This window comes from Geodermatophilus sp. SYSU D00684 (assembly GCF_054050455.1).
In genome coordinates, this window is record NZ_JBJGZI010000012.1 from 93,901 (window position 1) to 120,294 (window position 26,394).

Annotated in this window: 31 protein-coding genes; 14 read left to right on the forward strand and 17 right to left on the reverse strand. The window is 76.5% G+C overall.

The genetic code is table 11. The annotated features are described in order from the left end of the window. Positions 1-7: 7 nt before the first annotated feature. Positions 8-2,269, reverse strand: a complete 2,262-nt coding sequence (locus tag ACI79L_RS10835; RefSeq protein ID WP_456936791.1) for a helicase-associated domain-containing protein — start codon at positions 2,267-2,269, stop codon at positions 8-10. Positions 2,270-2,326: 57 nt separating this feature from the next. Between ACI79L_RS10835 and ACI79L_RS10840 the strand changes: the two genes are divergently transcribed. The 3 genes from ACI79L_RS10840 to ACI79L_RS10850 all read left to right on the forward strand — a co-directional run bounded on the left by ACI79L_RS10840 (position 2,327) and on the right by ACI79L_RS10850 (position 4,860). Further along, positions 2,327-2,887 carry a hypothetical protein gene (locus tag ACI79L_RS10840; protein ID WP_456936792.1) on the forward strand — a complete coding sequence of 187 codons (561 nt, stop codon included), beginning with the start codon at positions 2,327-2,329 and terminating at the stop codon, positions 2,885-2,887. Between the two features lie 93 nt (positions 2,888-2,980). Next, positions 2,981-3,208, forward strand: a complete 228-nt coding sequence (locus ACI79L_RS10845) for a hypothetical protein (RefSeq protein ID WP_456936793.1) — start codon at positions 2,981-2,983, stop codon at positions 3,206-3,208. Then, positions 3,205-4,860, forward strand: coding sequence for an AMP-binding protein (locus ACI79L_RS10850; RefSeq protein WP_456936794.1), 1,656 nt, complete (start codon positions 3,205-3,207; stop codon positions 4,858-4,860). Before ACI79L_RS10845 ends, ACI79L_RS10850 begins: the two co-directional genes overlap by 4 nt. On the opposite strand, the gene ACI79L_RS10855 is transcribed toward ACI79L_RS10850, so the two are convergent. Continuing rightward, entirely contained in the window at positions 4,857-5,162 is a 306-nt protein-coding gene (locus tag ACI79L_RS10855) for a hypothetical protein (protein ID WP_456936795.1), read from the reverse strand. The two genes, ACI79L_RS10850 and ACI79L_RS10855, sit on opposite strands and share 4 nt — an antisense overlap. Positions 5,163-5,204: 42 nt before the next feature. Beyond that, complete coding sequence (locus ACI79L_RS10860; RefSeq protein WP_456936796.1) at positions 5,205-5,972, reverse strand: endonuclease/exonuclease/phosphatase family protein; 768 nt, start codon at positions 5,970-5,972, stop codon at positions 5,205-5,207. Between the two features lie 71 nt (positions 5,973-6,043). On the opposite strand from ACI79L_RS10860, the gene ACI79L_RS10865 reads away from it, so the two are divergent. After that, positions 6,044-6,613 carry a nucleotidyltransferase family protein gene (locus tag ACI79L_RS10865; RefSeq protein ID WP_456936797.1) on the forward strand — a complete coding sequence of 190 codons (570 nt, stop codon included), beginning with the start codon at positions 6,044-6,046 and terminating at the stop codon, positions 6,611-6,613. Here ACI79L_RS10865 and ACI79L_RS10870 read toward each other — a convergent pair. Further along, positions 6,603-6,890: a DUF202 domain-containing protein gene (locus tag ACI79L_RS10870; protein WP_456936798.1), complete on the reverse strand. Its 288-nt coding sequence runs from the start codon at positions 6,888-6,890 to the stop codon at positions 6,603-6,605. The two genes, ACI79L_RS10865 and ACI79L_RS10870, sit on opposite strands and share 11 nt — an antisense overlap. Then, the gene (locus tag ACI79L_RS10875) at positions 6,890-7,360 is read right to left on the reverse strand and encodes a DUF202 domain-containing protein (protein ID WP_456936799.1); all 471 of its coding nucleotides are present in this window, start codon (positions 7,358-7,360) and stop codon (positions 6,890-6,892) included. The genes ACI79L_RS10870 and ACI79L_RS10875 overlap by 1 nt, the downstream gene beginning before the upstream one ends. A gap of 30 nt (positions 7,361-7,390) precedes the next feature. Here ACI79L_RS10875 and ACI79L_RS10880 point away from each other — a divergent pair, with 30 nt between their 5' ends. Further along, a complete protein-coding gene (locus tag ACI79L_RS10880; RefSeq protein WP_456928080.1) occupies positions 7,391-7,786 on the forward strand; it encodes a cold-shock protein in 396 nt (131 codons plus the stop codon). A 3-nt stretch (positions 7,787-7,789) separates the two neighbouring features. Here the strand turns inward: ACI79L_RS10880 and ACI79L_RS10885 are convergent, their stop codons facing one another. Both ACI79L_RS10885 and ACI79L_RS10890 read right to left on the reverse strand, forming a co-directional pair. Further along, positions 7,790-8,290, reverse strand: coding sequence for a DUF2771 family protein (locus ACI79L_RS10885; RefSeq protein WP_456936800.1), 501 nt, complete (start codon positions 8,288-8,290; stop codon positions 7,790-7,792). After that, positions 8,287-9,942, reverse strand: a complete 1,656-nt coding sequence (locus ACI79L_RS10890) for an MFS transporter (protein ID WP_456936801.1) — start codon at positions 9,940-9,942, stop codon at positions 8,287-8,289. The genes ACI79L_RS10885 and ACI79L_RS10890 overlap by 4 nt, the downstream gene beginning before the upstream one ends. A 91-nt stretch (positions 9,943-10,033) precedes the next feature. On the opposite strand from ACI79L_RS10890, the gene ACI79L_RS10895 reads away from it, so the two are divergent. Then, on the forward strand, positions 10,034-10,831 hold the full coding sequence (locus ACI79L_RS10895; RefSeq protein WP_456936802.1) for a DUF3027 domain-containing protein: 798 nt from the start codon (positions 10,034-10,036) through the stop codon (positions 10,829-10,831). Positions 10,832-10,841: 10 nt separating this feature from the next. On the opposite strand, the gene ACI79L_RS10900 is transcribed toward ACI79L_RS10895, so the two are convergent. Continuing rightward, complete coding sequence (locus ACI79L_RS10900; RefSeq protein WP_456936803.1) at positions 10,842-11,078, reverse strand: DUF2530 domain-containing protein; 237 nt, start codon at positions 11,076-11,078, stop codon at positions 10,842-10,844. A gap of 109 nt (positions 11,079-11,187) precedes the next feature. Between ACI79L_RS10900 and ACI79L_RS10905 the strand changes: the two genes are divergently transcribed. Genes ACI79L_RS10905 through thpR form a run of 5 tightly spaced genes read left to right on the forward strand, consistent with a single transcriptional unit; the run spans position 11,188 to position 15,563 of the window. Further along, positions 11,188-12,720, forward strand: a complete 1,533-nt coding sequence (locus ACI79L_RS10905) for an NCS2 family permease (RefSeq protein WP_456936804.1) — start codon at positions 11,188-11,190, stop codon at positions 12,718-12,720. A gap of 29 nt (positions 12,721-12,749) precedes the next feature. Continuing rightward, entirely contained in the window at positions 12,750-13,184 is a 435-nt protein-coding gene (locus ACI79L_RS10910; RefSeq protein ID WP_456936805.1) for a MarR family winged helix-turn-helix transcriptional regulator, read from the forward strand. Continuing rightward, positions 13,181-14,557, forward strand: a complete 1,377-nt coding sequence (locus ACI79L_RS10915; protein ID WP_456936806.1) for an MFS transporter — start codon at positions 13,181-13,183, stop codon at positions 14,555-14,557. The genes ACI79L_RS10910 and ACI79L_RS10915 overlap by 4 nt, the downstream gene beginning before the upstream one ends. A gap of 35 nt (positions 14,558-14,592) precedes the next feature. After that, a complete protein-coding gene (locus ACI79L_RS10920) occupies positions 14,593-14,991 on the forward strand; it encodes a hypothetical protein (protein WP_456936807.1) in 399 nt (132 codons plus the stop codon). A gap of 20 nt (positions 14,992-15,011) precedes the next feature. Next, positions 15,012-15,563 (forward strand): RNA 2',3'-cyclic phosphodiesterase, encoded by a 552-nt coding sequence (gene thpR, locus ACI79L_RS10925; protein ID WP_456936846.1) that lies wholly within the window; start codon positions 15,012-15,014, stop codon positions 15,561-15,563. Here the strand turns inward: thpR and ACI79L_RS10930 are convergent. Next, the gene (locus tag ACI79L_RS10930; RefSeq protein ID WP_456936808.1) at positions 15,532-16,500 is read right to left on the reverse strand and encodes an aldo/keto reductase; all 969 of its coding nucleotides are present in this window, start codon (positions 16,498-16,500) and stop codon (positions 15,532-15,534) included. The two genes, thpR and ACI79L_RS10930, sit on opposite strands and share 32 nt — an antisense overlap. 28 nt (positions 16,501-16,528) lie before the next feature. Between ACI79L_RS10930 and ACI79L_RS10935 the strand changes: the two genes are divergently transcribed. Further along, the gene (locus ACI79L_RS10935; RefSeq protein WP_456936809.1) at positions 16,529-17,344 is read left to right on the forward strand and encodes a thioesterase family protein; all 816 of its coding nucleotides are present in this window, start codon (positions 16,529-16,531) and stop codon (positions 17,342-17,344) included. Here ACI79L_RS10935 and ACI79L_RS10940 read toward each other — a convergent pair. The 5 genes from ACI79L_RS10940 to ACI79L_RS10960 form a co-directional block, all read right to left on the reverse strand. After that, positions 17,341-17,901 (reverse strand): TetR/AcrR family transcriptional regulator, encoded by a 561-nt coding sequence (locus ACI79L_RS10940; RefSeq protein ID WP_456936810.1) that lies wholly within the window; start codon positions 17,899-17,901, stop codon positions 17,341-17,343. The two genes, ACI79L_RS10935 and ACI79L_RS10940, sit on opposite strands and share 4 nt — an antisense overlap. 53 nt (positions 17,902-17,954) lie before the next feature. Next, entirely contained in the window at positions 17,955-18,731 is a 777-nt protein-coding gene (locus tag ACI79L_RS10945; protein ID WP_456936811.1) for an ABC transporter permease, read from the reverse strand. Further along, a complete protein-coding gene (locus ACI79L_RS10950) occupies positions 18,728-19,453 on the reverse strand; it encodes an ABC transporter ATP-binding protein (protein WP_456936812.1) in 726 nt (241 codons plus the stop codon). Before ACI79L_RS10950 ends, ACI79L_RS10945 begins: the two co-directional genes overlap by 4 nt. 96 nt (positions 19,454-19,549) lie before the next feature. Continuing rightward, complete coding sequence (locus ACI79L_RS10955; RefSeq protein ID WP_456936813.1) at positions 19,550-20,467, reverse strand: hypothetical protein; 918 nt, start codon at positions 20,465-20,467, stop codon at positions 19,550-19,552. Positions 20,468-20,580: 113 nt separating this feature from the next. Beyond that, the gene (locus tag ACI79L_RS10960; RefSeq protein WP_456936814.1) at positions 20,581-21,534 is read right to left on the reverse strand and encodes an NAD(P)/FAD-dependent oxidoreductase; all 954 of its coding nucleotides are present in this window, start codon (positions 21,532-21,534) and stop codon (positions 20,581-20,583) included. 50 nt (positions 21,535-21,584) lie between these two features. On the opposite strand from ACI79L_RS10960, the gene ACI79L_RS10965 reads away from it, so the two are divergent. Then, entirely contained in the window at positions 21,585-22,385 is an 801-nt protein-coding gene (locus ACI79L_RS10965) for a TrmH family RNA methyltransferase (protein ID WP_456936815.1), read from the forward strand. Here the strand turns inward: ACI79L_RS10965 and ACI79L_RS10970 are convergent. Together ACI79L_RS10970 and sepH are read right to left on the reverse strand one after the other, a co-directional pair. Continuing rightward, positions 22,382-22,816: a general stress protein gene (locus ACI79L_RS10970; protein ID WP_456936816.1), complete on the reverse strand. Its 435-nt coding sequence runs from the start codon at positions 22,814-22,816 to the stop codon at positions 22,382-22,384. The two genes, ACI79L_RS10965 and ACI79L_RS10970, sit on opposite strands and share 4 nt — an antisense overlap. 131 nt (positions 22,817-22,947) lie before the next feature. Further along, positions 22,948-23,841, reverse strand: coding sequence for a septation protein SepH (gene sepH, locus ACI79L_RS10975; RefSeq protein ID WP_456936817.1), 894 nt, complete (start codon positions 23,839-23,841; stop codon positions 22,948-22,950). A 153-nt stretch (positions 23,842-23,994) separates the two neighbouring features. Here sepH and ACI79L_RS10980 point away from each other — a divergent pair, with 153 nt between their 5' ends. Further along, positions 23,995-25,236 (forward strand): osmoprotectant NAGGN system M42 family peptidase, encoded by a 1,242-nt coding sequence (locus tag ACI79L_RS10980; RefSeq protein WP_456936818.1) that lies wholly within the window; start codon positions 23,995-23,997, stop codon positions 25,234-25,236. Between the two features lie 19 nt (positions 25,237-25,255). Here ACI79L_RS10980 and serC read toward each other — a convergent pair whose 3' ends face one another. Continuing rightward, positions 25,256-26,371, reverse strand: a complete 1,116-nt coding sequence (serC, locus tag ACI79L_RS10985) for a phosphoserine transaminase (protein ID WP_456936819.1) — start codon at positions 26,369-26,371, stop codon at positions 25,256-25,258. Positions 26,372-26,394 lie beyond the last annotated feature (23 nt).

Here is a 26,394-nt window from a genome sequence, read left to right on the forward strand (position 1 = left end):
TGTCAGGTCAACTGTTGCCGGCGGCCGGTGCTTCCTCGTCGACCAGCGCGACCGAGGTGATCCGGTGCACCGCGAAGGTGCGGTTCTCCTGCCGGCGCTCGTCCCACCCCTGGAGGAAACCACCGGCCAGTGACACCGGCTGCACCACGCGCTGGCTGCCGCTGCCCTGGGCGTCGACGTAGCCCAGCCACACCGGGGCGCCGTCGCGGATGGCGCGGGACAGCAGCTCCAGCGTGCCCGCGGTGGTGACCCCGGGGACCTGCCGGATCGGCGCGGTGGGCCGGGCGGCGAGCGCGGCGTCGCCGGCCCGGATCTCGCGGACGGTCGCCTCCGCCTCGGCCGGCGTCAGCGGGCGCCCGGCGGCCGACGGCGGCGGCCCGGGACGGCGGCCGGCGGCGCGCGGCCGGGCCGGCGGGCGGGTCAGGACCGCACCGCCCGGCGACTCCCCGGCCGGCGCGTACCCGGCGGCCCGCAGCACGGTGAGCACCTCGTCGGCGCCCAGCCCGCTGACCAGCACGCCCGGGGCCAGCCGGCGCAGCTCGGCACCCGCCGTCCGCCGGTCGCCGAGCACCTGGGACAGCAGCCCGTGGTCGTCGGAGCGGACGTAGCACTCGATCGCGCCGACCCGCAGCCGGCCGTGCTGCCGCGCGACGTCGTCGACCAGGTACCGCAGCGCCTGCGGCACCGGCGTCCGCGAGGCGCGGGCGAGGAACTCGTGCAGGTCGGTGGCCGACCACCCGGCGTCCAGCGCCCGCCGCACCGAGGACTCCGACACCCGGAACACCGTCGCCCCGCCGGAGGACTCGACGTCGGCGACGACGGCGAGGGTGTCGGCGAGGTCGGACACCAGCGGGCCGGGCGCGACGAGGGTGAGGTCGGGCTGGGCGAGGACGTGGTCGACCGGCTCGGGCAGCAGCCCCTGCACCCCGTCGGCGGCGCCCTCCTCGCCGCGGGTCAGCAGGCCGCGCCCGCCGGAGGACAGCACCCCGCCCACCAGGACGCCGAGCCGCGCGGCCTCGGCGAGCATGTCCGGCACCGGCGCGAGCCTGTCGGCGCGGCGCGGGGTCCGCCAGCGCAGCAGCGCGACCAGGTCGTCGGGCGCCAGCCCGTGGCCGGGCGGCGCGTCGAGCAGCGCGGCCAGCGCCGAGCGGCGGATCGTCGGGGCGGTGTGCCGGACCAGGTCCGGGGACAGCGCGTTGACCGCCTTGCCCGCCATGTCCCGCGACCCGACCAGCGAGGGCAGCCGGGTGCTGTCCAGCCAGCCGGCGACCAGGGTCGCCCACCGGTCGGGCAGCGGCTGCTCGCGCCACAGGTCGTAGCCGCGGGTGGGCAGCCACTCGTCGCGGTGCGGACCGCCGACGTCGAGCAGCGCCGCGGCGAAGGCCAGCTCCAGCAGCCACCCGGCGTCGGCCTCGGACACCGACAGCGCCCTGGCCAGCCGCTTGCGGTCGCGGACGGCGACCCCGCCGCTGCGCAGCAGCCCGGCCGGCTCCTCCTCGAGCACCGCCAGCAGCTCGCCGACCCGCCCGACCGCCTCCAGCGCCGCGCCGGCGGCCTGCCGGTCGACCGCGGCCGGGTCCCGCTCGACGGCGGCGGGCTCCGGGCGCGGCCGCGGCGGGCCGTAGGGGAGCTCCCCGCGCAGCAGCAGCCCGATCTCGCGCGGCAGCTCGACGTTGAGCGCGTCGATGCGGGCCAGCAGCCCGGCCTGCAGCAGCCGCCGGGCGGGGGAGGCGGCGCCGCCGCCGGCCTCGGGCAGGTGCCCGACCGGGCGGTCGCCGGCCAGCCGCTCGAGCACCTCGCGCTCGGCGGGGGCCAGCCCGCCGACGGTGGCGGCGAGGTCGGCGGGCAGGGTCACCCGCAGCTCGACGGCCCGGCGGCCCAGGCCCGCGGGGTGGCGGACGGCGCGGCGCACCTGGTCGGGGGCGTGCAGGACCTCGTCGCCCCAGAGCAGCGCCCGGGTGGTCAGCCGCTCGATCGCCGCGTCGACGACGTCCTCGGGCAGCCCGGGCAGCGCCGCGACGACGTCGGCGGCGTCCATGCCGTCGGTGGGGGCGAGCAGCACCACGTCGAGCACCTGCAGGGTGGCGGCGTCGAGGTCGTCGAGGGCGCGGTCCACCGACACGGGCACCGCCAGCCGGCCGGCCAGCGCGACGACGTCGGAGGGCGCGGGCCGGGCCACGTCGGGCCGCGCGGCCAGCAGCGCCCCGAGCTGGGCGTCGCTGCGGGTGCGCAGCCACGCGGCCAGCGTGGCGGGGCGGTCGGCAGGCATCCGGACCACGTTACGTCCGCGCCCGCCCGTGCCGCCTGGACGGCCGGTCCTGCCAGCATGGACGCCGTGCAGCCGGCCGCCGACGACCCGCACACCCGGACCGCCCTCGAGGGCTACCGGGCCGGCGCGCTGCGCTGGCTGGCGGGCGGGCTGATCGCCGTCGTCCTGGCCGTGCTGCTCGGCGCGGTCGCCGTCGCCCTCGCGGAGGACCGCGGCCGGCCGGTGCCGCTGGCCGGGACGGTCGTCGTCGGGCTGGTCGTCGGCGGGCTGGTCGCCGCCGGTGCGGGCCTGGGCGCGCTGGCCCGCGCCCTGCGCTGGCGGCGGGCGCTGGCCGCCGTCCCCTGGCAGCGCGGGCTGCTGCGCATCGCCGGGCCGGCGATCGTCGCCTTCGAGCCCGAGGGCTACGACGAGTGGGACCCCACCCACGAGCCGGTGCGGCTGACGCTGGTGAGCACCTCGGTCTGGCGCACCCGCCAGGTGCAGGGGCTCGACGGCGGCGAGGTGCGGCTCGCACCGGTCGGCCCGGGGGAGTGGGTGCTCACCGCCGAGGGGCTGCCCAGCCTCTACGGCGCCCGGTCGGCCCGGGCCGCCCGCCGCGCTCCCCGCGAACGGGGGTGACGTGGGCGGGGCTGCTGCGGGTAGGACCAGGGGCACGCGAGAATGACGCCGCACGTGCGCCCCCCGGGGGAGCGCACCGGACACGGAGGCGAGATGGCCAAGCGCAACGAGAAGCACGCCCACCTGGTGGAGCCGACCTGGGGCCGGTCGGAGAACGCTGGCCCGCCGGTCACCGAGTTCCTCGGTGAGATGGCCGGCCCGCTGTCGCCGTTCGGCGAGGACCACAGCTTCCCGCTCCCGCCGGACCGCATCCGCTACGCGCACCCCACCGACAAGCCCAACCGGGCCGGGGTGCAGCTGCCCGAGAACCGGCGGCCGTGACCACCCCCGCGCTGCCGTCCTACGCCAGCGGCACCTCGACCGTCCCCCTGCTGGGGGACACGATCGGTGCGGACCTCGACCGGACGGCGGCGCGGGTGGGCGACCACGAGGCGCTCGTCGAGTGCGCCACCGGCCGCCGCTGGACGTACCCGCAGCTGGTCGCCGACGTCGACGCCTGCGCCCTCGGCCTCGACGCCCTCGGCGTGCAGAAGGGCGACCGGGTCGGCATCTGGGCGCCCAACTGCGCCGAGTGGGTGTTCGTCCAGTACGGCACCGCCAAGCTCGGCGCCATCCTGGTCAACATCAACCCGGCGTACCGCACGCACGAGCTGGCCTACGTGCTGAAGCAGGCGGGCATCTCGGTGCTGGTCGCCGCGCCGGAGTTCAAGACCAGCGACTACCGGGCGATGGTGGCCGAGGTCCGCGACGACTGCCCCGACCTGCGCGAGGTCGTCTTCCTCGGCGACCCGGAGTGGGAGCGGCTGCTGGACACCGGCCGGGCCGCCGACCGCGGGCTGCTGGCCGAGCGCGCCGCCGAGCTCTCGCCCGACGACCCGATCAACATCCAGTACACGTCGGGGACCACCGGCTTCCCCAAGGGTGCCACGCTGTCCCACCACAACCTGCTCAACAACGGGTTCTTCGTGGGCGAGGGCTGCGGCTACACCGAGGCGGACCGCATCTGCATCCCGGTGCCGTACTACCACTGCTTCGGCATGGGCATGGGCAACCTCGGGGCCACCAGCCACGGCGCCACGATGGTCATCCCCGCGCCCGCCTTCGACCCGGCGGCCACGCTGCGGGCGGTGCAGGACGAGCGGTGCACGTCGCTGTACGGCGTCCCGACCATGTTCATCGCCGAGCTGGCGCTGCCGGACTTCGGCACCTACGACCTCTCCAGCCTGCGCACCGGGATCATGGCCGGCTCGCCGTGCCCGGTGGAGGTGATGAAGCGGGTGGTCGCCGAGATGGGCATGACCGAGGTGACCATCTGCTACGGCATGACCGAGACCTCCCCGGTCTCCACCCAGACCGGCGCCGACGACGACCTCGACCGCCGCACCTCGACCGTGGGCCGGGTGCACCCGCACCTGGAGGTCAAGGTCGTCGACCCCGAGACCGGCATCACCGTGCCGCGCGGGACGCCGGGGGAGTTCTGCACCCGCGGCTACTCGGTGATGCTCGGCTACTGGGACGAGCCGGAGAAGACCGCCGAGGTGATCGACGCCGCCCGCTGGATGCACACCGGCGACCTCGCCGTCATGGACGAGGCCGGCTACCTCAACATCGTCGGCCGGATCAAGGACATGGTCATCCGCGGCGGGGAGAACGTGTACCCGCGCGAGGTCGAGGAGTTCCTCTACACCCACCCGGACGTCGTCGACGCGCAGGTGATCGGCGTGCCCGACGAGCGGTACGGCGAGGAGCTCATGGCCTGGGTGCGGCTGCGCGAGGGCGCCGAGCCGCTCACGCCGGAGGCGCTGCGGGAGTTCTGCGCCGGCAAGCTGGCGCACTACAAGGTGCCCCGCTACGTCAAGGTCGTCGAGGGCTTCCCGATGACGGTGACCGGCAAGGTCCGCAAGGTCGAGATGCGCGAGGTGTCGGTGAAGGAACTGGGCCTGGAGGCGGCGGCCGCGGTCCGCAACGCCTAGGGGGCGAGCTTCACGAGCAGCCTGGACACCAGGGTGCCGACGACGACCCAGACCAGCGCGGCGATCGTGGCGTTGATCGTCTCGCCGATGCGCGGGTCCGACGGGCGGAACAGGTCGACGGTGAACCAGCCCAGGTTCTCCCGGACGTCCGCGGCGGCCGACACCAGGGTGTTCGCGGGGTTCGCCTCGAAGAAGGTGAACACCGCGTGGACCACGATCACCGCCGCCACCAGCGAGGCGACCAGGCGCACCGCCGAGGCGACCAGGGTGAACGCGCGGGTGCCGACGTCGGACGCAGCCATGGGCTGATCGTGACACCCGTCGCTGTCACGACGCCAACCGCCTCACCCGACCGCGCACGGCACCACCAGCGCCCGGTGGTCCGACAGCGGCAGCCGCACCACCTCGGCCGGGCCGGTGGCGGTCACCGGCCCACGGGCCAGCACGTGGTCCAGCTGCCGGACCGGGACGTCGGCGGGGAAGGTCAGCCCGGCGGCCAGCGGCCGCAGCCCGCTGACCCGGGCGGCCTTGCGCGGCTCCATGTTGAGGTCGCCGAGGACCAGCAGCGGCTCGCGCGTCCCGCGCAGGGACCGCACCAGCCGGCGCAGCTGGACGGTGTTCCAGTACGGCACGAACGACAGGTGCGTGCAGGTGACGGTGAACTGCCCGGTCGGCCCGTCGACGACGCCGGCGACGGCGACCCGCGGCTCCTCGCTGACCAGCTGCGGCGCCCGCGCGCCGCGGAACCACACCGGCACCCGGCCGGGCAGCGTCGGCAGCCGCACCACCCGCCAGGACACCACCGGGTACCGCGACAGCAGCGCGACGCCGTAGCTGGCCGCGCCGGGCTGCTCGTCGCCGGTGGCGGCCATCCACGTGCCGCCGGGCGTCCCCGACAGCGCGGCCACGAACTGGTGGTCGACCGCGCCCATCGCCTCGGCGGCCACCGCGGTGAGGTCGGCGTTCATCGAGCGGGGCTGGTCGCGGTCGACCTCCTGCAGCGCCAGGACGTCGGCGTCCAGCGTCTTCACCGCCGTGGCGAGCCGGTCGACGTCGACCCGGTCGTCCTCGGGTGAGCGCCCGTGCAGGATGTTGAAGGTCGCGATGCGCACGGGGTCTCCCGTGCCCCCGCGGGCGGGGCTCAACCGTGCGTGACCGGCCGGACGCCGGGTAGACGCACCCCGTGCTGCCCTCCGACCGCGACGAGATCCGTGACCTCCTCAAGCGCACCGCCGTGGCCCTCAAGGAGGGCGGCGTGCCCTTCGCCCTGTGCGGCGGCTACGCCGCGTTCGTGCGTGGCGCCCCCGAGCCGGACCACGACGCGGACTTCCTCGTGCCCGCGGCCGAGGCCGAGCGGGCGGTCAAGGTGCTCGCCGACGCCGGCCTGCAGGTGGAGGACCCGGCCGAGGACTGGCTGACCAAGGTCGTGCAGGGCAACTCGTTCGTCGACGTGCTCTGGCGGACCTGCGGCAAGCCGGTGGAGACCGACCTCATCGACCGCGCCGAGGACGTCTCGGTCCTCTCGGTACACATGCCGGTCCTCGCGGCCACCGACATCCTGGTCACCAAGATCATGACGCTGGACGAGCACTACTGCGACTTCTCCCGGCTGCTGCCGGTGGCCCGGGCGCTGCGCGAGCAGGTCGACTGGCCCGCCGTCCGGCGGGAGGTCGCCGACAACGACTTCGCCGTCGTGTTCCTCGACCTGCTCGGCCGGCTCGGCGTCGTCGAGCCCGAGGTGGTCAGCGGCTGAGCGGGGTCGCGGCGGCCGCCACCGCCGTCGCGACGGCGGCGGCGGTGGCCAGCGCGACCGCGGCCGGCGCCGACGCGGGGGTCCGGGCCCGCCGCCGCGCGAGGACGCCCAGGACGCCCAGCCCGGTCGCCGCCACCGCGGCCGCGAGGACCAGGGGCAGCACCCGCGCGTCGAGCACGGCGTGGGAGCCGAGCACCGCGGCGACGCCGAGGAGGCCGAGCCCGGTGCGCTGCCAGGCGAGGACGGTGCGCTGCGGCTGGGTCTCCTGCGCGGTCATCAGGCGACCTCGACGACCAGCAGCACCGCCACCAGCAGCACCACCGCCGAGACCAGCGCGACCAGTGCCGGGACCTCGGGGCCGGCGCGCAGCGGGGCGTCGGTGGCGATCGCCCGCTCGTTGCGCCGCCACCGCCGGTAGCCGGCCGGCGCGGTGCCGAGGCCGGTCGCCACGAGGGCCAGGCCGACCGCGCCGCCGCCCCAGGAGGCCCCGAGCCGGGGTACGTACGCCGCCACCGCCACCGCCACCGCCACCGCCACCCCGCCGGCGACCAGCGCCAGCCCGGTGCGCAGCCAGGCCAGCAGGATGCGCTCGTTGGCGAGGGTGAACCGGTGGTCCGGGTGCGGGGGCCGGGGTCCCCGGCGGACTCGGACGCGGGCGGCGCCCGGCCAATCCAGGTGCGCGGGACGGCTAACCTGGCAGCGAGCGGTGCGCCCGCGCCGCCGTCCGCCGGCCCCGTGCCGGGACACCCGCGAGCAGAAGCGACCCGAGGGATCAACGTGCCCACCGGCAGAGTCAAGTGGTTCAACCCCGAGAAGGGCTTCGGCTTCCTCTCGCGCGAGGACGGGCCCGACGTCTTCGTGCACAAGGACGCCCTGCCCACGGGCACCGCCGAGCTCAAGCCGGGGCAGCGCGTGGAGTTCGGCATCGTCGCCGGCCGCCGGGGCGACCAGGCGCTGCAGGTGCGGGTCCTCGACCCGCTGCCCTCGGTGGCGGCCAAGGTGGCCGAGTCCCGGCGGAAGAAGCCCGACGAGCTGGTCCCGATCATCGAGGACCTCATCAAGCTGCTCGACGACGTCTCGAACTCCCTGCGCCGCGGCCGGCACCCCGACCGCGCCGAGTCGCGCAAGGTCGCGGCGGTGCTGCGGGCGGTCGCCGGGGACCTCGAGGCCTGAGGGTCAGCCGGCCGGCGTCGGGGTGGGTGTGGTGCCCACCTCGCCGCCGGCGCGCAGGAAGCCGACCGGCCAGGAGCCGGTGAGCAGGCAGTCGTCGTGCTCGTCCTCGACGACGACGAGGTAGTAGGCCGGCGGGACGACGTCGGAGCTGTTGATCCCGTCGAACGTCGTCGTGCCCGCGTCGACGTCGACCTCGCCGAGCCGCTCCTCGAGGCGCTCGTCGAACACCTGCACGCTCCAGCCGTTCGCGGCGACGTCCTCGGGCACGGTCAGCTCGATCGGGGTGTCGGGGGAGACCTCGACCACCGGCGGCGTGACGTCGTAGCGCTGCCCCTGGCCGGACCCGCAGTACTGCGTGGGCTGCGCGGTGACCTCCTGCGGCCCGGCGGCCACCGTCACCTCCGGGGGGGTGTCCGAGGAGCCGGACGAGCCGCCGCACCCGGTCAGCACGGCGGGGAGCGCGCCGGCCAGCAGGACTGCGGCGGCGCGGGTGGGGGTCTTCACGGGCGGGGTGCCTCCGGCACGGTCGGGGCGTCGGGGGCGACGGGGGCGGCGCCCGGGACGGTGGGGGCGTTCGGGTCGACCGGCGCCCACCGGCGGCGGCGCGGCGTCCACAGCACCAGCCCGACGGCGAGCACGAGCAGCGCGGCGGCGACGGTGAAGCCGAGCCAGCCGATCGGCGGCAGCGCGATCCCGAGCGCGCCGCCGAGGACCCAGGCCAGCTGCAGGACGGTCTCGGAGCGGGCGAACGCCGAGGCGCGCAGGCTCTCGGGCACCTCGCGCTGGATGATCGCGTCGAGGGCGACCTTGCCCAGGGCGTTGGCGACCGCCGCGACCCCGGCGACGGCGGCCGCGGTGGCCGGGCCGAAGAACACCGCGGCGAGCACGGTGACGGCGGCGGCGGCGCCGGCCGACCACACGACCACCCGGTCGGGGTCGGCGTGGTACAGCCGGGACCCGATGCCGGTGCCGAGCACGCTGCCCGCCCCCGCGGCGCCGGCGATGGCGCCCAGCGCGAGGCTCGCCTCCCACCCGCCGGAGACGGTGGCCTGGACGAGGAACGCGGAGAAGATCGTCAGGAAGCCGCCGAGGCCGCGCAGCGCCGCGTTGGCCCGCAGCGCCAGCACCACGTGCGGGTTGACCGGGCGGCGCCGGCGGCCGGCGACCGGCACGGGGCCGGTGCTGAGCACGTCGGCCGGCTGCTCGCCGGTGGGCACGTCGACGTGGCGGGGCAGCCGGACGGCGAGCACCCCGGTGACGGCGAAGACCGCGGCGGTCGCCCACAGCAGCGGCTCGAAGCCGGAGGCCCAGGCCAGGCCGGCGCCGATGCCGCCGAAGACCCCGGCGGTGACCAGCCCGAACACCGACAGCCGGGCGTTGGCCGAGGTGAGCGACATGGCGCCGGGCAGCACCCGCGGGACGACGGCGGCGCGCAGCACGTTGTGCGCCTTGGACAGCACCAGGACGCCGAGCGCCGCGGGGTAGAGCAGCCAGTCGGTCTGGTGCGCGGCCATGACCAGCGCCAGCGCCGCCCGCCCCAGCGAGGCCGCCCCGAGCGCCCAGCGGCGGCCGCGCTGCAGCCGGTCCAGCAGCGGGCCGATGACCGGGGCGACCACGGCGAACGGCGCCATCGTGACCAGCAGGTAGAGCGCGACGTTGCCGCGCTGCGCGTCGGCGGCCGCGGCGAAGAAGAGGGTGCCGGCCAGCGAGACGGCGACCATCGCGTCCCCGGCCATGTGCAGGGCGTTGACCCACAGCAGCTGGGTCAGGCCGCTCTCGGCGGCCCCGTCGGCGCGGCTGGCGGCGCGCACCCGGGCGACGGCCGCGCCGGTGAGCTCGCGGGTGCGGGCGACGGCGACCCGGGTGACGGTCACCCGCGGCTGCGCCTGCGGCGGCTGCTCCTGCGGGGGCGGTGCCGGGGGGAGCGCCTGCGGCGGAGGGCCGTACCCGGGCGGCGCGGGGTTCGTGGGCGGGCCGTACGCGGGCGGGCCGTACGCGGGCGGCACGTGCCCGGGCGAGGGCACCGCGGCCTGCGGCCGGGTCCCCGGGCGGGGCAGGTCCAGCTGCGTGGTGTCCAGGCGGTCGGGCGGGACCGGGTCCGGCCGCGACCGGCGCAGCGGGCCCCGGCGGGACCCGGGCGGACGCGACGACGGCACGCCCCCATGGTGCCGCACCCGCCGGGCAGTCCGGGCGGGCGTGATCACGCGGGTCCCCGCGTGCGCGTCGTCGGCACCCCCGTCTGGGAACATGGGGGCCGTGACCCCCGATCCCGCCCCCAGCGACGTGCTGACCGGCGCGGTCGACCTCGCCCGCGCCGCGGCCGAGGAGACCGCCGGCGACCCCGCGGTGGTCGGCGAGCACCTGGGCGCCACCCCGGAGCAGCCCGGGGACGCCGCGACCGCCGTCCTCGGCGAGGTGGTCACCCACTCGTTCGCCAGCCGGCTGCCCGGCTACGTCGGCTGGCACTGGGCGGTCACCCTCGCGCACGTCCCCGGTGACGACGTGGCCACCGTCGACGAGGTCGTGCTCCTGCCCGGCGACGCCGCGCTGCTGGCGCCGGCGTGGGTGCCCTGGCACGAGCGGCTGCGCCCGGGCGACCTGTCGGTGGGCGACGTCCTGCCGGCCACCGAGGACGACCCGCGGCTGGTGCCCGCCTACACGACCGAGGACGACGCCGCGGCCGACCCCGAGGCGCAGGCGCCGGCGAGCGAGATCGGCCTGGGCCGGGAGCGGGTGATGTCCCGCGAGGGGCGCAGCGCCGCGGCCGCCCGCTGGCTGGCCGGGGACTTCGGCCCGCACGCGCCCATGGCCCGCCAGGCCCCCGGCCCGTGCGGCACCTGCGGCTTCTTCCTCCCGCTGGCCGGGTCGCTGCGGAACCTGCTCGGCGCCTGCGGCAACGAGTACGCGCCCGCCGACGGCCGGGTGGTCGCCGTCGACTACGGCTGCGGCGCGCACAGCCAGGCCACCCTCGCCGTCGGGGAGCCGGCCGAGGTCGTGACGTCGGCCCGCTACGACACCGCGGAGTTCGACGTCCTCACCGACTAGCGGCCCTGCCTCAGCGGCGAGGCCCGAGCTGGCCCTGCCGGCGCATCACCGCCAGGCCCACGCCGGCCAGCGCGATCCCGGCCACGCAGGTCCACGTCCACACGCGGTCCACCCGGTCGCCGAGGAGCAGCAGGACGACGAGGGCCAGCGCCCACAGCGCCGTCAGGGCGAGGACGACGCGCGCGGTGTCGACGCGCAGCGGGGGAGGGGCCGGCTTCAGGGGGCCGGGTGCAGCGGGGCGGGACACACCGCCGACACTAGGCGGCGTCCCCCGGAGACCGGCGGGGAGGCGCGCGTGCGGTGTGGCACGCTGTCGCGGCTCACCGCCCGGCAGCCGCATGTCCGCAGGAGCCCGCATGCCCGAGAAGTCCCGTCCCGCCCGCGGTGCCCGCGCAGCCCGCGCCGCCGCCCCCACGGGGGACACGCCGGCCGACGTCGCGGTGGAGGCGCCCCGGCCGCGCCGCAGCGCCGGCCCTCAGGTCCGGCCGCGCAACGGGCTGGACCGCTGGTTCGGCATCAGCGCCCGGCGCAGCACGCTCGGCCGCGAGGTGCGCGGTGGGCTGACCACCTTCTTCACGATGGCCTACATCGTGGTGCTCAACCCGATCATCCTGTCCGGCGCCGACGTCACCGGGGCCACGCTGCCCTTCGGCGCGGTCGCCGCGGTGACCGCGCTGGTCGCCGGCGCGCTGACCGTCGTCATGGGCATCGTGGGCCGCTACCCGTTCGCGCTGGCCACCGGGCTGGGCATCAACGCGATCGTCGCCGTCTTCGCGGCCACCCAGCTGTCCTGGCCGGAGATCATGGGCCTGGTCGTGCTCGAGGGCCTGCTCATCACCGTGCTCGTGCTCACCGGGTTCCGCCGGGCGGTGTTCGAGGCGATCCCGCCGCAGCTGAAGACCGCGATCGCCGTCGGCATCGGCTTCTTCCTCACCATCATCGGGCTGGCCGACGCCGGGGTGATCCGGCCCGGCTCGCCGCTGATCAGCTTCGGCGTGGGCGGCCAGCTCGCCGGGTGGCCGCTGCTGGTGTTCGTCGTCGGCCTGCTGCTCACCGCCGTGCTGGTCGTGCGCAGGGTCAAGGGCGCGCTGCTCATCGGCATCGTCGTCTCGACCGTGCTGGCGATCGTCATCGAGGCGGTGGCCGGGGTCGGAGCCCGCACCCCGGACGGCGGCAACCCGCGCGGCTGGGCGCTGCAGGTGCCCAGCCTCCCCGACCAGGTCGTGAGCGCCCCCGACCTGTCGATCGTCGGGCAGTTCTCGCTGTTCGGCGGGTTCGAGCGGATCGGCGTCGTCGCCGCGCTGCTCATCGTCTTCTCGATCATGATCGCCGACTTCTTCGACACCGTCGGCACGGTCACCGCCGTCGGCGCCGAGGGCGGCCTGCTCGACGAGAAGCGCAACCTGCCCGGCTCCCAGCCGGTGCTGCTGGTCGACTCGATCGCCGCCGCGGCCGGCGGCGCGGCCAGCGTCTCGTCGAACACCACCTACATCGAGAGCGCCTCCGGTGTCGCCGACGGCGCCCGCACGGGCCTGGCCAGCGTCGTCACCGGCGTGCTGTTCCTCGTGGCGATGTTCTTCACCCCGCTGGTGCAGGTGGTGCCCTCGGAGGCCGCCGCCCCGGCGCTGGTGATCGTGGGCGCGCTGATGATCAGCCAGATCCGCACGCTCGAGTGGGACGACATGAGCCTGGTCATCCCGGCCTTCCTCACCATCGCGCTCATGCCGTTCACCTACTCGATCACCAACGGCATCGGCGCGGGCGTCGTCAGCTACGTCCTGCTGCGGACGGCGGTCGGCCGGCGGCGGGAGATCCACCCGCTGATGTGGGTGATCGCGCTGGCGTTCGTCGTCTACTTCGCGCTGGAGCCGCTCCAGCAACTGTTCTGAGCGGCGCTAACGACCGCTAGGCTGGGGTGGTGACCCGGTCGACGCTGGACACCGCAGCGCTCGCCCACGACCTCCGCCTGGCGGTGATGCGCTTCTCCCGCCGGCTGCGCAACCAGCGGGTCGACACCTCGGTCACGCTCACCCACCTCGCCGCGCTGTCCACGATCCAGCGGCACGGCGCGATGAGCCCGGGGGAGCTGGCCGCGCACGAGCGGGTGCAGCCGCCGTCGATGACCCGCGTCGTCGTCGCGCTCGAGGGCATGGGCCTGGTCACCCGCACGCCGCACCCGACCGACGGCCGGCAGGTGGTCATCGACCTGACCCCGGCCGCCGAGACGCTGCTGGCCGAGGAGGCCCGGGCCCGGGAGGCGTGGCTGTCGGGCCGGCTGCAGCGGCTCACCCCGCAGCAGCGGGCGACCCTGCGCGAGGCCGCGGAGATCATGGAGGAGCTCGCCGGTGGGTGACGTCCACGCCTGCTGACCCCGGCTCGGGGGGACCGGCCCCCAGCGGGCGCAGCCCGTTCCGGTCCCTCCGCGTGCACAACTTCCGGCTCTACGCGTCGGCGAACCTGGTCAGCCTGACCGGCACGTGGATGCAGCGCATCGGCCAGGACTGGCTGGTGCTGCAGCTGTCCGGCGACAGCGGGGTGGCGCTGGGCCTGATCACCGCCCTCCAGTTCGGCCCGACGCTGCTGCTGAGCATGTACGGCGGGGTGCTGGCCGACCGCTACGACAAGCGCCGCGTCCTCATCGTCACCCAGGCCCTCATGGGCCTGCTGGCGCTCGGCCTCGGCACGCTCGTGGCCACCGGCGCCGTCGCGCTGTGGCACGTGTTCCTGCTGGCCGGCGCCCTGGGGTGCGTGTCGGCGGTCGACGCCCCGGTGCGCCAGGCGTTCGTCTCGGAGATGGTCGGCGGCGACCTGCTCGCCAACGCGGTCGGGCTCAACTCGACGATCTTCAACGGCGCCCGGCTGGTCGGCCCGTCGCTGGCCGGGCTGCTCATCGGCGCCTCGGGCGGCGACACCGCGCCCGCGTTCCTCGTCAACGCCGCCAGCTTCGTGTTCACCATCGGCGCACTGCTGCTCATGCGGGGCGGGGAGCTGCGCCGCAGCGAGCCGGTCGCCCGCGCCCGCGGGCAGCTGCGGGCGGGGCTGGCCTACACCTGGTCGCGCCCGGACCTGCGGCTGGCGATGGTGCTGGCCTTCGTCATCGGCACCTTCGGGTTCAACTTCCAGGTCACCATCGCGCTCATGGCCCGGGAGGTCTTCGACCTCGGCGCCGAGGCGTTCGGCCTGCTCTCGACGACGTTCGCCGTCGGGTCGCTGACCGGCGCGTTCCTGTCCACCCGCCGCAGCGCCCGCCCGCGGCAGCGGTTCCTGGTCACCTCGGCCGTCGTGTTCGGGCTGCTCACGGTGGCCTGCGGCCTGGTGCCGGGGTTCTGGTCGTTCGCCGTGCTGCTGGTGCCCACCGGCGCGGCCGCCCTGGTGTTCAGCGTGGCCAACAACAGCTTCGTGCAGCTGGGCGCCGACCCGCAGATGCGCGGGCGGGTGATGGCCCTGTACTTCACGTCCTTCATGGGCGGCACGCCGCTGGGCGCCCCGCTGATCGGCTGGGCCGCCGAGCACCTCGGCGCGCCGTGGGGGCTGATCCTCGGCGGGCTGGTCGTCGTCGCGGCGGGCGCCGTCGCGGGGCTGTGGCTGGCCCGGGGGCGGCGGGTCCGGCTGGAGGCCCGCGTGCTCCCGCCGCGGCTGCAGCTGCACGTGGGCACGCGGGCCGTCCGGTCGCTGGCTCCGGCGGACGCGGGGGGAGGCCGGACGCCGTCCCAGGACGTACCGTGATACACGTCACGACCCGCGTCGTCCGTGGAGGCGACATGCCCGCTGCGCTGCTGCAACTCGGATCGATCGTCGCGGGCGTGGTCGGGTCGGTCGCGCTGCTCGGCTGGATCGCCAGGGTGGTCTTCGGGTCGGCGCAGGTGCCGGCGCCGCTCCGCCGCCGGAGCCCGGCGCCGGTGGAGCCGCCGCACCGGCCGCTCGAGGTCGTCGCCACCGACCTGCGCCGGGTGTCCCGCCAGGTCGCCCGGGTGCCGGCCGGGGTGCCCATGGCCCGGCGGCGCGGGATCCTCGCCGCCTACGACGACCTCCTCGCCGAGGCCGCGGAGCTGCTCGAGGTCCCGACCACGCTGCTCGGCACGCCGCCGGGTACCGCACGCGACGCCGAGCGGCTGCGGGTGGAGACCGCGCTGGCCGGGGCCGGCCTGGTGGTGCGCTGAGCGCGCCGGCGCCGCTGCGGCTGTTCGTCGCGGTGGCACCGCCCGCGCCGGCCCGCGACTCCCTCGCGGCGGCCGTCGCGCCGCTGCGCGAGGCCCCCGGCGCGCCCCGCTGGGGGGACCCCGCGCGCTGGCACCTCACGCTGCTGTTCCTCGGCGCCGTCCCGCCGGCGCTGCTGGAGCCGCTCACCGCCGCGGTGGGGTCCGCGGTCGCCGGCACGCCGCCGGCGGTGCTGCGGCTGGCCGGCGCCGGCCGCTTCGGGTCCGCCCGGCGGCCGCAGGTGTTCTGGGCGGGGCTGGACGGCGACGTCGCCGTCGTCACCGCCCTGGCCGGGCGGCTGGCCCGCGCCGCCCGCGGGCTGGGCCTGCCGCTCGAGGACCGGCCGTTCCGCCCGCACCTCACCCTCGGCCGCTGGCACCCCCGCCGCCCCGCCGACGGCGACCTGCCCGCCCGGCTGGCCGGCTACCGCGGGCCGGAGTGGGCCCTGGCGGAGGTGTCCCTGGTGCGCAGCACCGCGGGCCGGCACGAGACGCTCAGCACCTTCACCACGCGTACTCCATCGGAGCGGGCCTGAAGCCAGGGAAGACCTCGTCGAGGCGGTCGAGCTGGGCCTGCTCCAGCCGCACGTCGAGCGCGGCCAGCGACCCGGTGAACTGCTCCATCGTGCGCGGGCCGACGATCGGCGCGGTGACGCCGTCCCGGTGCAGCAGCCAGGCCAGCGCGACGTCGGCCGGGGCGAGCCCCCACTCGCGGCAGGCGTCCTCGTAGGCCTGCAGCGCCGGGCGGTGCCGCTCGATGCGCCGCTGCTGGCGGTCCTCCGTGCGGCGGGTGCCCTCCGGCTGCCCGAGCGCGCCGGCGAGCAGGCCGCCGGCCAGCGGGCTCCACGGGATGACGCCGATGCCGTAGTGCCGCGCCGCCGGGAGCACCTCGAGCTCCACGTGCCGGGTGAGCAGGTTGTAGTGCGACTGCTCGCTGACCAGCCCGAGGAAGTGCCGCCGGGCCGCGGCCTCGTTGGCCGCGGCGAGCTGCCAGGCCGCGTGGTTGGACGACCCGACGTAGAGCACCTTGCCCTGGGCGACGAGCGTCTCGCAGGCCTGCCAGATCTCGTCCCACGGCGTCTCGAGGTCGACGTGGTGGAACTGGTAGAGGTCGATCCAGTCCGTCCGCATCCGGCGCAGCGACTCGTCGGCCGACCGCACCAGGTTGCGCGCGGACAGGAACGTGTCGTTGGGCCACTCGCTCATCGAGCCGTAGACCTTGGTGGCCAGGACGGTGCGCTCGCGGCGGCCGCCGCCCTGCGCGAACCAGGTGCCCAGCACCTCCTCGGTGCGGCCCTTGCCGGCGTCGAAGCCGTAGACGTTGGCCGTGTCGAGGAAGTTGACGCCCTCGTCGTGCGCGCGGTCCATGATCGCGTGGGCGTCGGCCTCCTCGGTCTTCCAGCCGAAGTTCATGGTGCCCAGGCACAGCCGCGAGACCGACAGGCCGCTGCGCCCGAGGTGCGTGTACTCCACGGGGGACCACCCTGGCACCCTGTCCGCCGTGCCGCAGACCGACACCGCGCAGTCCGCCTTCGACCGGGCCACCGCCCTCACCCGCACCGAGGGCGGGGGTGTCCGGGCCGAGCTGGACCCGGGCTGGGACGTCGGCAGCGGGGTCCTCAACGGCGGCTACCTGCTCGCCGTCGTGGCGCGGGCGGCGCTGCTGGACAGTCCGCACCCGCACCCGGTGGCGCTGTCGGCGAGCTACCTGCGCGCCACCCCGGGCGGGCCGGCCGACCTCGCGGTCACCGCCGGGCCGGCCGGGCGCACGCTCGCGCACTCCTCGGTGCTGCTCACCGGCGCGGCCGGGCCCTCCCTCGCCGTCCAGGTGACGACGGCGACCCTGGGCCCCGACGCCGTCGCCGACTACACGGTCAACCCCGCGCCGGAGCTCCCGGCACCCGACGAGTGCGTGGCGACCCGCACCACCGAGGGGGGCCCCGCCGTGGGCCTGGCCCGGCAGCTGGACACCCGGCTGGACCCGGCGACGGCGGGCTGGGTGGCCGGCCGGCCCTCGGACCGCCGGCTGCTGCGCGCCTGGATCCGGCTGGCCGACGACCGCGAGCCCGACCCCCTGGCGCTGCTGCTGTTCGCCGACGCGCTGCCGCCCACCGCGTTCGCCGTCGGGAAGCCCGGCTGGGCGCCCACCGTGCAGCTGCAGGTGCTGGTGCGCGCGCTCCCGGCGCCGGGATGGTGCGTCGTCGAGTCCCGGTCCACCGAGGTCACCGGCGGCTGGTCGGACGAGGAGTGCCGGATCTGGGACTCCACCGGGCGGCTGGTCGCCCAGGCCCGGCAGCTGGCCCGCGTCGCGCGCTAGTCCCGCCGGCCCAGGAGGGCGACGTCCCCGGTGAGGTAGCGCTGCACGGTCGGGCCGACCGCCGCGGCCAGGTCCTCCGGGGCGGCCGAGGCCAGCGGCTCCAGCCGGAGCACGTAGCGGGTCATCACCAGGCCGATCACCTGGGAGGCGACCAGGGCGCCGCGGGTCTCGCGCTCGGCCACCGGCATGTCCATCGAGCCGATGACCCGGCGGATGACCTTCGCCAGCACGAACTCGCGCAGCAGCCGCGCCGACCACTCGTGGTTCACCGCCGAGCGGACCAGCGCGAGGATCCCCGGCCGGGCGGGCCCGTCCCACACCCGCAGCACCGTGCGGACCACCGCCTCGCCGCGGGCGTCCACCGGCACGGCCAGCAGCTCGGGCAGGAAGTCCTCGGGGTCGGCCGGGGCCTCGACGGCGGCCAGGAACAGCGCGTCCTTGGTGCCGAAGTAGTGGTGCACCAGGGCGGGGTCGACGCCCGCGGCCGCGGCGATGGCCCGGATCGAGGCGCCGTCGTACCCGCGCTCGGCGAAGGCGGTGCGGGCCGCAGCCAGCACCGCCTCCCGGGTGTCGGGGTTGCCGGGGCGCCGTCCGGGGCGCCGTGCTGCCGTCAGCTGGTCCTCCTCCGCAGGGTCGCCGCCGCCAGGGCGAGGGCGAGCACCGCCGCGCCGGCCACGATGCCGACGTCCCGCCACATCGTCCCCGTCTCGGCCGCCGACCGCCCGACCTCCTGCAGCGCCTCCACCGCGTAGGTCAGCGGCAGCACGTCGCTGATCGCCTGCAGCCAGCCGGCCATCTGGTCGCGGGCCACCAGCAGGCCGCAGAGGAAGAACTGCGGCAGCACGACGACCGGCATGAACTGCACCGCCTGGAACTCGCTGCGGGCGAAGGCGCTGGCCAGCAGCCCCAGCGCCACGCCGAGGACGGCGTTGGCGACGGCGATGAGCACCACCAGCCAGGGCGACCCGGCGATGTCGAGGTCGTAGAGCGTGGTGGCCACCGTGACCGTGACCAGCGCCTGCACCGCGGCGGCCAGGCCGAAGGCGGCGCCGTAGCCGAGCAGCAGGTCCAGCCGGGACAGCGGGGTGGTGAGCAGCCGCTCGAGGGTGCCGGAGGTCCGCTCCCGCAGCATGGCGATGCTGGTGACCAGGAACATCACCACGAACGGGAAGACGCCGAGCATGGTCAGCCCGACCCGGTCGAAGACGCTCGGCTGACCGGGCAGCGTGGGCACGTCCCGCCAGAGCAGGTACAGCAGCCCGAGCAGCAGGCTGGGCAGCAGCACCATCATCGCGATGGTGCGGTGGTCGTGCCGCAGCTGCCGCAGCACGCGGGTGGTGATCGCGCCGGTGAGCCGGGGGCTCAGGACCGTGGCCGGGGCGCTCACGCCGCCACCTCCTGCTGCCGGGACCGCACGAGGCGGAGGAAGGACTCCTCGAGGTCGTCGGTGCCGGTCTCGGCGCGCAGCCGCGCGGGCGTGGAGTCGGCCAGCAGCCGGCCCTCCCGGAGCAGCAGCAGCCGGTCGCAGCGCCCGGCCTCGTCCATGACGTGGCTGGAGACGACGAGGGTGGTGCCGGCCGCGGCCAGCGCGTGGAACCGGTCCCACAGCTCCACCCGCAGCACCGGGTCCAGGCCGACGGTCGGCTCGTCGAGGACCAGCAGCTCCGGCTCGCCCACCAGCGCGCAGGCCAGGGACACCCGGCCCTGCTGGCCGCCGGACAGGTCGCGCACCAGCTGCCCGGCCGCGTCGGCCAGCCCGACGCCGGCCAGCGCCTCGTCGGCCGCCCGGGCGCCCCGGCCGTACAGGGCGGCGAAGTGGCGGGCGTTCTCCCGCACGGTCAGGTCGGCGTAGACGCTCGGCGCCTGGGTGACGTAGCCGACCCGCCGGCGCAGGCCGGGGGAGCCGGCGGGCTCGCCCAGCACCGTGACCGTGCCCGAGCGGACCTTCTGCACGCCGACCAGCGCGCGCATGAGCGTGGTCTTCCCGCTCCCGCTGGGCCCCAGCAGCCCGGTGACCCGTCCGGCGGGGACCGCGCACGACAGGTCGTGCAGCACCCGGCGGCGCCCGCGGTCGACGACGAGGTCGGTGACTGTGACGGCGTCGGTCATGTCGGCCTCCCGAGTGACGAGAACTCAACGCCTGATGAACTCAACGCTAGATGAGTTCACCGGGTGGCGTCAACGGCCGAGCGCACGAGGGAGGGGTCAGCGGCGACGGGCGGTGGCGTCGACCAGGGCGATGAGCAGCACCGGCACGGCGCACCACAGGCCGAGCACCCACACGGCGCGCCCCACGCCGTCGCCGTCGAGGTAGGCCAGGCCGCGCAGGGCCCGCACCGCCACGCCGGGCGGCAGGACGGACGCGAGCGGCTCGAGCCAGCCGGGCAGGTACTCGGCGGGGAAGCTGCCGGTGCTGGTCGCGGCGCCGACGGTCAGCAGCACCGCGGTGGCGACGAACGTGCCCGCGCCGCCGAGCAGGCGCAGGGCCAGCGCGGCCGCGCAGCCGCACGCCAGGGCCAGTAGGCCGACGAGCCCGGCCACCGGCCAGAACGGTGCGGGCACGGCGTCGGAGACGGGGCCGGCGAGCAGGGCGCCGGCCAGGCCCGCCGCGGTGGCGAAGAGGACGGCGCTGAGCAGCCGCAGCCCCAGCCGCTGCCGCGGGGCGACCTGGTAGCTGGTGATGCCGAACAGGAAGCCCCCGAGCACCACGCCGAACGCGAGGTGGTCGACCGCCCGGCCCCGCTGGTCGCCGGCCGTCAGCGGCGTCAGGTCGGTGACCGTGGGCGGTGCCCCGGTCCGCGCGGACACCGCCGGGACGAGGACCTCGGTCAGGTCCTGCGTCACCGCCTGCCCGTGCGCCCCGGCCACCAGCAGGGCCGGGCCCGGCGGCCCCAGCACCAGGGCTCCGTGGACGTCGCCGGAGGCCACCGCCCGCTCGGCGGCCCCGGGATCGCGCAGGCCGACGAACCGGACGGCGCCCGGCCGCGCCTCGTCCACCGCCTGCCGGACGGCGTCCACCTCGGCGGCCGGGCCGGTGACGCCGACGGGCAGGTCGTGCGGCGCCGCGGTGGGGAAGGCGGCCAGGTGGACCACGACCAGCAGGGTGCCGATGGCGACGGCCACCGCGGCCGGCAGGACGATGCCGCGCAGGCCGGCGCGCGCCGGGGACCCGTCCGAGCGCTCCTCCTCGGCCGCCTGGTCGGCCGGGCCCGGGGGAGGGCGAGGCCCGCGGGCACTCAGCGCCCGCCCAGCGCGGTGCCGAGCAGGTGCCCGCTGGTCCAGGCGCTCTCCACCTTCGACGGCGCCCGCCACCCGTCGCCGCACACGCCGACGCCCTCGGCCAGCCCGAACGGCTCCTCCCGCGGGGCGGCCGGTCTGGCGAAGGTCCAGCGGTGCACGTGCGTCCAGGCCGGCGCGGGCCCGATGCCCAGGGCGCGGCACACGGCGGAGGTGACCTCCCGCGCCGCCCGGCCGGGGTCGTCGAGGTGCGCGGCAGCGGTGCCCGGCGTCGTGTGCGCCACCAGCACCGGGGCGCCGTCGCCGCGCCGGTCGCCGTCGTCGGCGATCCACTCGACCACCGGGTCGTCGTGCACGAAGGCGCCGTGCAGGTCGGCCGGCCACCGGCGCTCGTCCCAGCCCAGCGCCACGGCCAGGCTCGGCCGCCAGGGCCGCGCGTCCTCCTCGCCGAGCAACCGGGCGGCCAGGTCCGGCGGGAGCAGGCGGCGGGCCTGCGGGTCGGGCAGCGCCAGGACGGCGGCGGGCACCTCGGCGCCGTCGACCCGGGCGCCGGGCCCCACCCGCTCCACCGCGGACTCCTGGACGACGTCGAGGCCGGCGGCGAGGTCCGCGACCAGCGAGCGCAGCCCGCCGGGCGCGGCGTAGCGCACCGGGCCGCTGCTGCTGTCGCGGATCCCGTCCGGCCCGGCGACGGCGAAGGTGTCGGTCCACGGCCGGGCCAGCCCGCGGGCCACCCAGTCCCCGACCACGGCGGCGAACGGCGTCCCGGCCGAGGCGGTCAGGTAGGAGGCGCCGAGGTCGGTGACCCGGCCGGCCAGCGTCCGGGACGCCATGCGGCCCCCGGGACGGCGGCCGCGGTCGCGGACCCGCACCGGCACACCTGCGTCGGCGAGCGCGCGGGCGCAGGCGACGCCGGCGATCCCGGCTCCGACGACGGCGATCTCGTTGGGCACCACTGGATCCTGCGGGCAGCGCGCCCGGACCGCTCGGGGAGGATCGGGGCGTGAGCGTGCTGATCACCGACGTCGCCGACGAGCGGGTGGCCGACTTCCGCGACCTGCACGCCGGTGACCGGCCGGCCGGGCGGGTGCGGGGGACCGGCCCGGTGATCGTCGAGGGCGTCCCGGCGGTGCAGCGGCTGCTGGCCTCGCCGTACCGGGTGCGGGCGGTGCTCGGCGTCCCCGGGCGGCTGGCGGAGCTGGACCTGCCGGAGGGCGTGCCGGCCTACGAGATGGACAAGTGGGCGCTGTCGGAGCTGATCGGCTTCCGGCTGACCCGCGGCGTCCTGGCCTCGGCCGACCGCCGCCCGCCGGCCGACGTCGGCGCGCTGCTGGCCGGGCCGGACCCGGCGGCGCCGCGGCGGCTGGCGGTGCTCGAGGCGCTCAACGACGCCGAGAACCTCGGCTCGATCGCCCGCTCGGCCGTGGCGCTCGGCGTCGACGGGCTGCTGCTGGACCCGCGCTGCGCCGACCCGCTCTACCGGCGCGCGGTGCGGGTCTCGATGGGCCACGTGCTGGCGCTGCCGTTCGCCGTCCTGCCCGACTGGCCGGCCGGGCTCGAGCGGCTGCACGCGGCCGGCTACCTCACCGTCGCGCTGACGCCGGCCGCCGACGCGGTGGACCTGGACGAGGTGGACCCGGGGGCGCACCCGCGCACCGCGGTGCTGCTCGGCGCGGAGGGGCCCGGGCTCACCCCGGAGGCGCAGGCCGCCGCCCGGGTGCGCGCCCGGATCCCCATGCGCGCCGGCGTCGACTCCCTCGGCGTCGCCGCCGCAGCCGCCGTCGCGTTCGCGACGCTGCGCTAGTTGCGGAGGGACCAGCGGGCCAGGACGGCGCGGGCCTCCTCGGCGCGGGACGGGTCGCACATGACGTCGTACCGGCTCGCGGTGACCTGCGAGACGCTGGTGAAGTCGCGCCGGCCGCGGGTGGCCGCGTAGCCCACGGCGCCGAACAGGGCACCGAACGCGAGACCGATGAGCAGGCCGGTCAGCACCGCACTGAGCCAGCTGCTGCCGTCGGGGGCGAAGATGCCCAGCAGCAGGCCGACGAACAGACCCCACCAGGCGCCGCCCGCGGCACCCGCGCCGATCGCGCGGCCCCAGGTGAGCCGCCCGGTGACCCGCTCCACCATCCGCAGGTCCGACCCGATGATCGTCACGTTCTCGACCGGGAACCTCTCGTCGGAGAGGTGGTCCACCGCGGCCTGCGCCGCCTGGTAGCTGTCGTACGACCCCACCTGGACTCCGCCAAGGGGCATCGACACGGACATCGACATGTTGCGCTCCACTCCCGCACTGGTTCGGTTGTGGACGACGTACCCGCGGCTCCCCGGACGGACACGTCGGTCCGGTGCGGCGAGCCTACTGCTCAGCGGTTGCGGCGGACCCCGAAGACGATGTCCTCCCAGGCGGGCACCCGGGCGCGCGGGTCCTCGTCCTCGCCGTCGGACTCGCCGGTGCGCAGCACGACGGTGTCGTGCTCGGAGACGTCCTCGTCCTCGGCGGGGTCGGTGCGCCGCTCACCCGGGCCGGTGCGCGGCTCGTCGGCCGGCGGGACGGACCGCTCGCCGGTGGGGCGCTCGCCGGCCGGCCGCTCGGAGGCGGGCCGCTCGGGGGTGGCGGCGCTGCGGTGCACGGGCAGCGCCGGCCGCTCGGCGGGCACCCCGGGGACCACGCGGACCAGCCGGGTGCCCTCCGCGAAGTCGCGGGTGGGGGCGTCGAGGGGGCTGACCGCGCGACCGGCGAGGTCGTAGGCCCACTGCGTGGTGCCCTCCTTGGTCCCGGCGCGCCAGGCGGCGGTGACCACCCAGGTGCCGTCCTCGGAGCGGGCGGCGTCCCAGCGGACGGCGTCGAGGTCGGCGCCGAGCAGCCGCAGCCGCTCGGCCATGAACTGCTGCAGCGGCTCGCCGGAGGTGCCCTCCGACAGCCGGACCCGGGCCTGGCGGGCCTGCTCGGCCATGCGGGCGCGCTCCTGCAGCACGGTGTGCGCGAAGCGCATGATCCGCTCCACCCGGGTGCCCGAGGCGGCCGCGACCTGCTCGGGGGTCTCGCCGGCGCGGATGCGGGCCTGGATCACCCGCGGCGACAGGCCGCCGTCGGACTCCATCTGGCCCAGCCGGCGGGTGTCCCCGCGGGCCGCGGCGCGCACCCGGTCGTCGATCGGCAGCTCGAAGCGCTCGCCCTCGTCGCCGTCCCCGCCGTCGAGGGCGAGGACCAGGCTGCGGCCGTCGTCGGACAGGCCCACGAGACGCAGCGAGCGCACGGGACCTCCTCGGACGGACGGCGGGACGACGGGGACCCCTCGTCACAGGGGACCACGCGCGAGGCTATCCGCGGCAGCCGGGTCCGTGCCGGACGTGCCCCGGCGTGGCGGGCCGCGGGGACGCCCGCCCGGTCCGTCTTAGACTCGACCCCCATGCTGACCGGTCCCCGGGACGACGCCGGCCTCGTCCGAGACGACGGCGAGCTCAACCCCCGTTTCCTGCCGAGTCCGGTCGACGCGGGGCAGAAGCGCCTGCCCATCGACATGGACTACGTCCAGCGCGTGCTGCTGGAGATGCTCGACATCCCGAGCCCCTCCGGCCGCACCGACCACGTGATGCAGCTGATCGGCGGTGAGCTGCGCGCCCTGGGCATGGACTTCGAGGTCACCCGCCGCGGCGCGCTGCTGGCCGAGCTGCCCAGCGCCTCGCCCGGCGCCGACCGCACCGTGGTGGTGCACGCCGACACGATCGGCTGCATGGTCAGCGGGCTCAAGGACAACGGCCGGCTGGCCATCGTGCCGGTGGGCACGCACAGCGCCCGCTTCGCCGAGGGCGCCCGGGTGATCATCTTCTCCGACGACGTGTCCGGCGACTACCGGCACACCGGGACGATCCTGCCCAACAAGGCCAGCGGGCACCGCTTCGGCGACGAGGTCGACGAGCAGGGCGTGGGCTGGGACCACGTCGAGGTCCGCGTCGACGAGGTGGTGCACAGCCGCGCCGACCTCGAGCGTCTGGGCATCCAGGTCGGCGACTTCGTGGCCATCGACCCGCAGCCGGTGATCACCGCCAGCGGCTTCGTCAACAGCCGCCACCTCGACGACAAGGCCGGCATCGCCGCCGCGCTGGGCGCGTTCAAGGCGATCATCGACTCCGGCATCCAGGTGCCGGTGACCGCGCACCTGCTGGTCACCATCGCCGAGGAGGTGGGCCTGGGGGCCAGCCACGGCCTGGACGCCGACGTCGCCGAGCTCGTCTCCATCGACACCTCGGTGGTCGCGCCCGGGCAGGCGTCGTCCGAGCAGTGCGTGAACATCGCGATGCAGGACTCGACCGGGCCGTTCGACTACCACCTGACCCGGCACCTGATCGACCTGTGCCGGGTGCACGAGGTCCCGCACCGCCGCGACGTCTACAAGTACTACCGCTCCGACGCCGCCTCGGCGCTGGAGGCCGGCGCCAACACCCGCGCCGCGCTCATCGGGTTCGGCATCGACGGCAGCCACGGCAACGAGCGCACCCACCTCGAGGGCATCCGCAGCACCGCCGAGCTGGTCGCGCTCTACCTGCAGACGGACCTGACCTTCCGCAGCTGGGACCGCCGCCCCTCCGGCGACCTGCGGGACTTCCCGAGCACCGCCGTCCAGCCGGCCGACGGCGAGTCGGCCCGCTGAGCCGTCCGGGCCGGGGCCGTCACAGGCGCTCGACGACGAAGTCGATGCAGGCGGTCAGCGCGCTGACGTCGTCGGGGTCGACCGCGGGGAACATGCCGACCCGCAGCTGGTTGCGGCCGAGCTTGCGGTAGGGCTCGACGTCGACGACGCCGTTGGCCCGCAGCACCCTCGCCACCTGTGCGGCGTCGACGGACGGGTCGAAGTCCACCGTGCCGACGACGAGGCTGCGCTGCTCCGGGTCGGCGACGAACGGCGTCGTGTAGGCGGTCTTCTCCGCCCACCCGTAGAGCCGGCTGGAGGACTCCCGGCTGCGGGCGACGGCGCCGGAGAGCCCGCCGAGGCCGAGCATCCAGCGGACCTGGTCGGCGAGCAGGAACAGCGTCGCGACGGCGGGGGTGTTGTAGGTCTGGTCCTTGGTGGAGTTGTCGACGGCGATCGACAGGTCCAGGAACCCGGGGATCCACCGCCCCGACGCCTTGATCTCGGCCACCCGCTCCAGCGCCGCCGGGCTCATCAGCGCGATCCAGAGGCCGCCGTCGGAGGCGAAGGACTTCTGCGGCGCGAAGTAGTAGGCGTCGGTCTCGGCGACGTCGACCGGGAGGCCGCCGGCGCCGCTGGTGGCGTCGATCAGCACGAGCGCGTCGTCGTCGGCGCCGTGCGGGCGCACCACCGGCGCCATGACCCCCGTCGAGGTTTCGTTGTGCGCCCACGCGTAGGCGTCGACGCCCTCCTGCGCCGTGGGCAGCGCCAGCGTGCCCGGCTCGCCCCGCGTGACGACCGGCTCGTCGAGGAACGGCGCCTCGGCGACCGCGGAGGCGAACTTCGCGGAGAACTCGCCGTAGGTGCCGTGGGCGCTGCGCCGCCGCACCAGCCCGAGCGCGGCGGCGTCCCAGAACGCCGTGGAGCCCCCGTTGCCCAGCACGACCTCGTAGCCCTCGGGCAGGTCGAACAGCTGGGCCAGCCCCTCGCGGACCTGCCGGACCAGGCCCTTGACCGGGGCCTGGCGGTGCGAGGTGCCCATCAGCGCCGCGCCGTCGGACGCCAGCGCCCGCAGCGCCTCCGGGCGGACCTTCGACGGGCCGCAGCCGAACCGCCCGTCGGCGGGCAGCAGGTCGGCGGGGATGGTGGTGCTCATGCCGGGGGGTGCTCCTCGACGGG

Coding starts and splice junctions, on each gene's coding strand:
- ACI79L_RS10980 (WP_456936818.1), top strand. CDS start 23,995: ATGCTGACCGGTCCCCGGGACGACGCCGGCCTCGTCCGAGACGACGGC.
- ACI79L_RS10950 (WP_456936812.1), bottom strand. CDS start 19,453: ATGACCGACGCCGTCACAGTCACCGACCTCGTCGTCGACCGCGGGCGC.
- ACI79L_RS10895 (WP_456936802.1), top strand. CDS start 10,034: ATGGGGGCCGTGACCCCCGATCCCGCCCCCAGCGACGTGCTGACCGGC.
- serC (WP_456936819.1), bottom strand. CDS start 26,371: ATGAGCACCACCATCCCCGCCGACCTGCTGCCCGCCGACGGGCGGTTC.
- ACI79L_RS10905 (WP_456936804.1), top strand. CDS start 11,188: ATGCCCGAGAAGTCCCGTCCCGCCCGCGGTGCCCGCGCAGCCCGCGCC.
- ACI79L_RS10845 (WP_456936793.1), top strand. CDS start 2,981: ATGGCCAAGCGCAACGAGAAGCACGCCCACCTGGTGGAGCCGACCTGG.
- ACI79L_RS10835 (WP_456936791.1), bottom strand. CDS start 2,269: ATGCCTGCCGACCGCCCCGCCACGCTGGCCGCGTGGCTGCGCACCCGC.
- ACI79L_RS10840 (WP_456936792.1), top strand. CDS start 2,327: ATGGACGCCGTGCAGCCGGCCGCCGACGACCCGCACACCCGGACCGCC.
- ACI79L_RS10855 (WP_456936795.1), bottom strand. CDS start 5,162: ATGGCTGCGTCCGACGTCGGCACCCGCGCGTTCACCCTGGTCGCCTCG.
- ACI79L_RS10870 (WP_456936798.1), bottom strand. CDS start 6,890: ATGACCGCGCAGGAGACCCAGCCGCAGCGCACCGTCCTCGCCTGGCAG.
- ACI79L_RS10920 (WP_456936807.1), top strand. CDS start 14,593: ATGCCCGCTGCGCTGCTGCAACTCGGATCGATCGTCGCGGGCGTGGTC.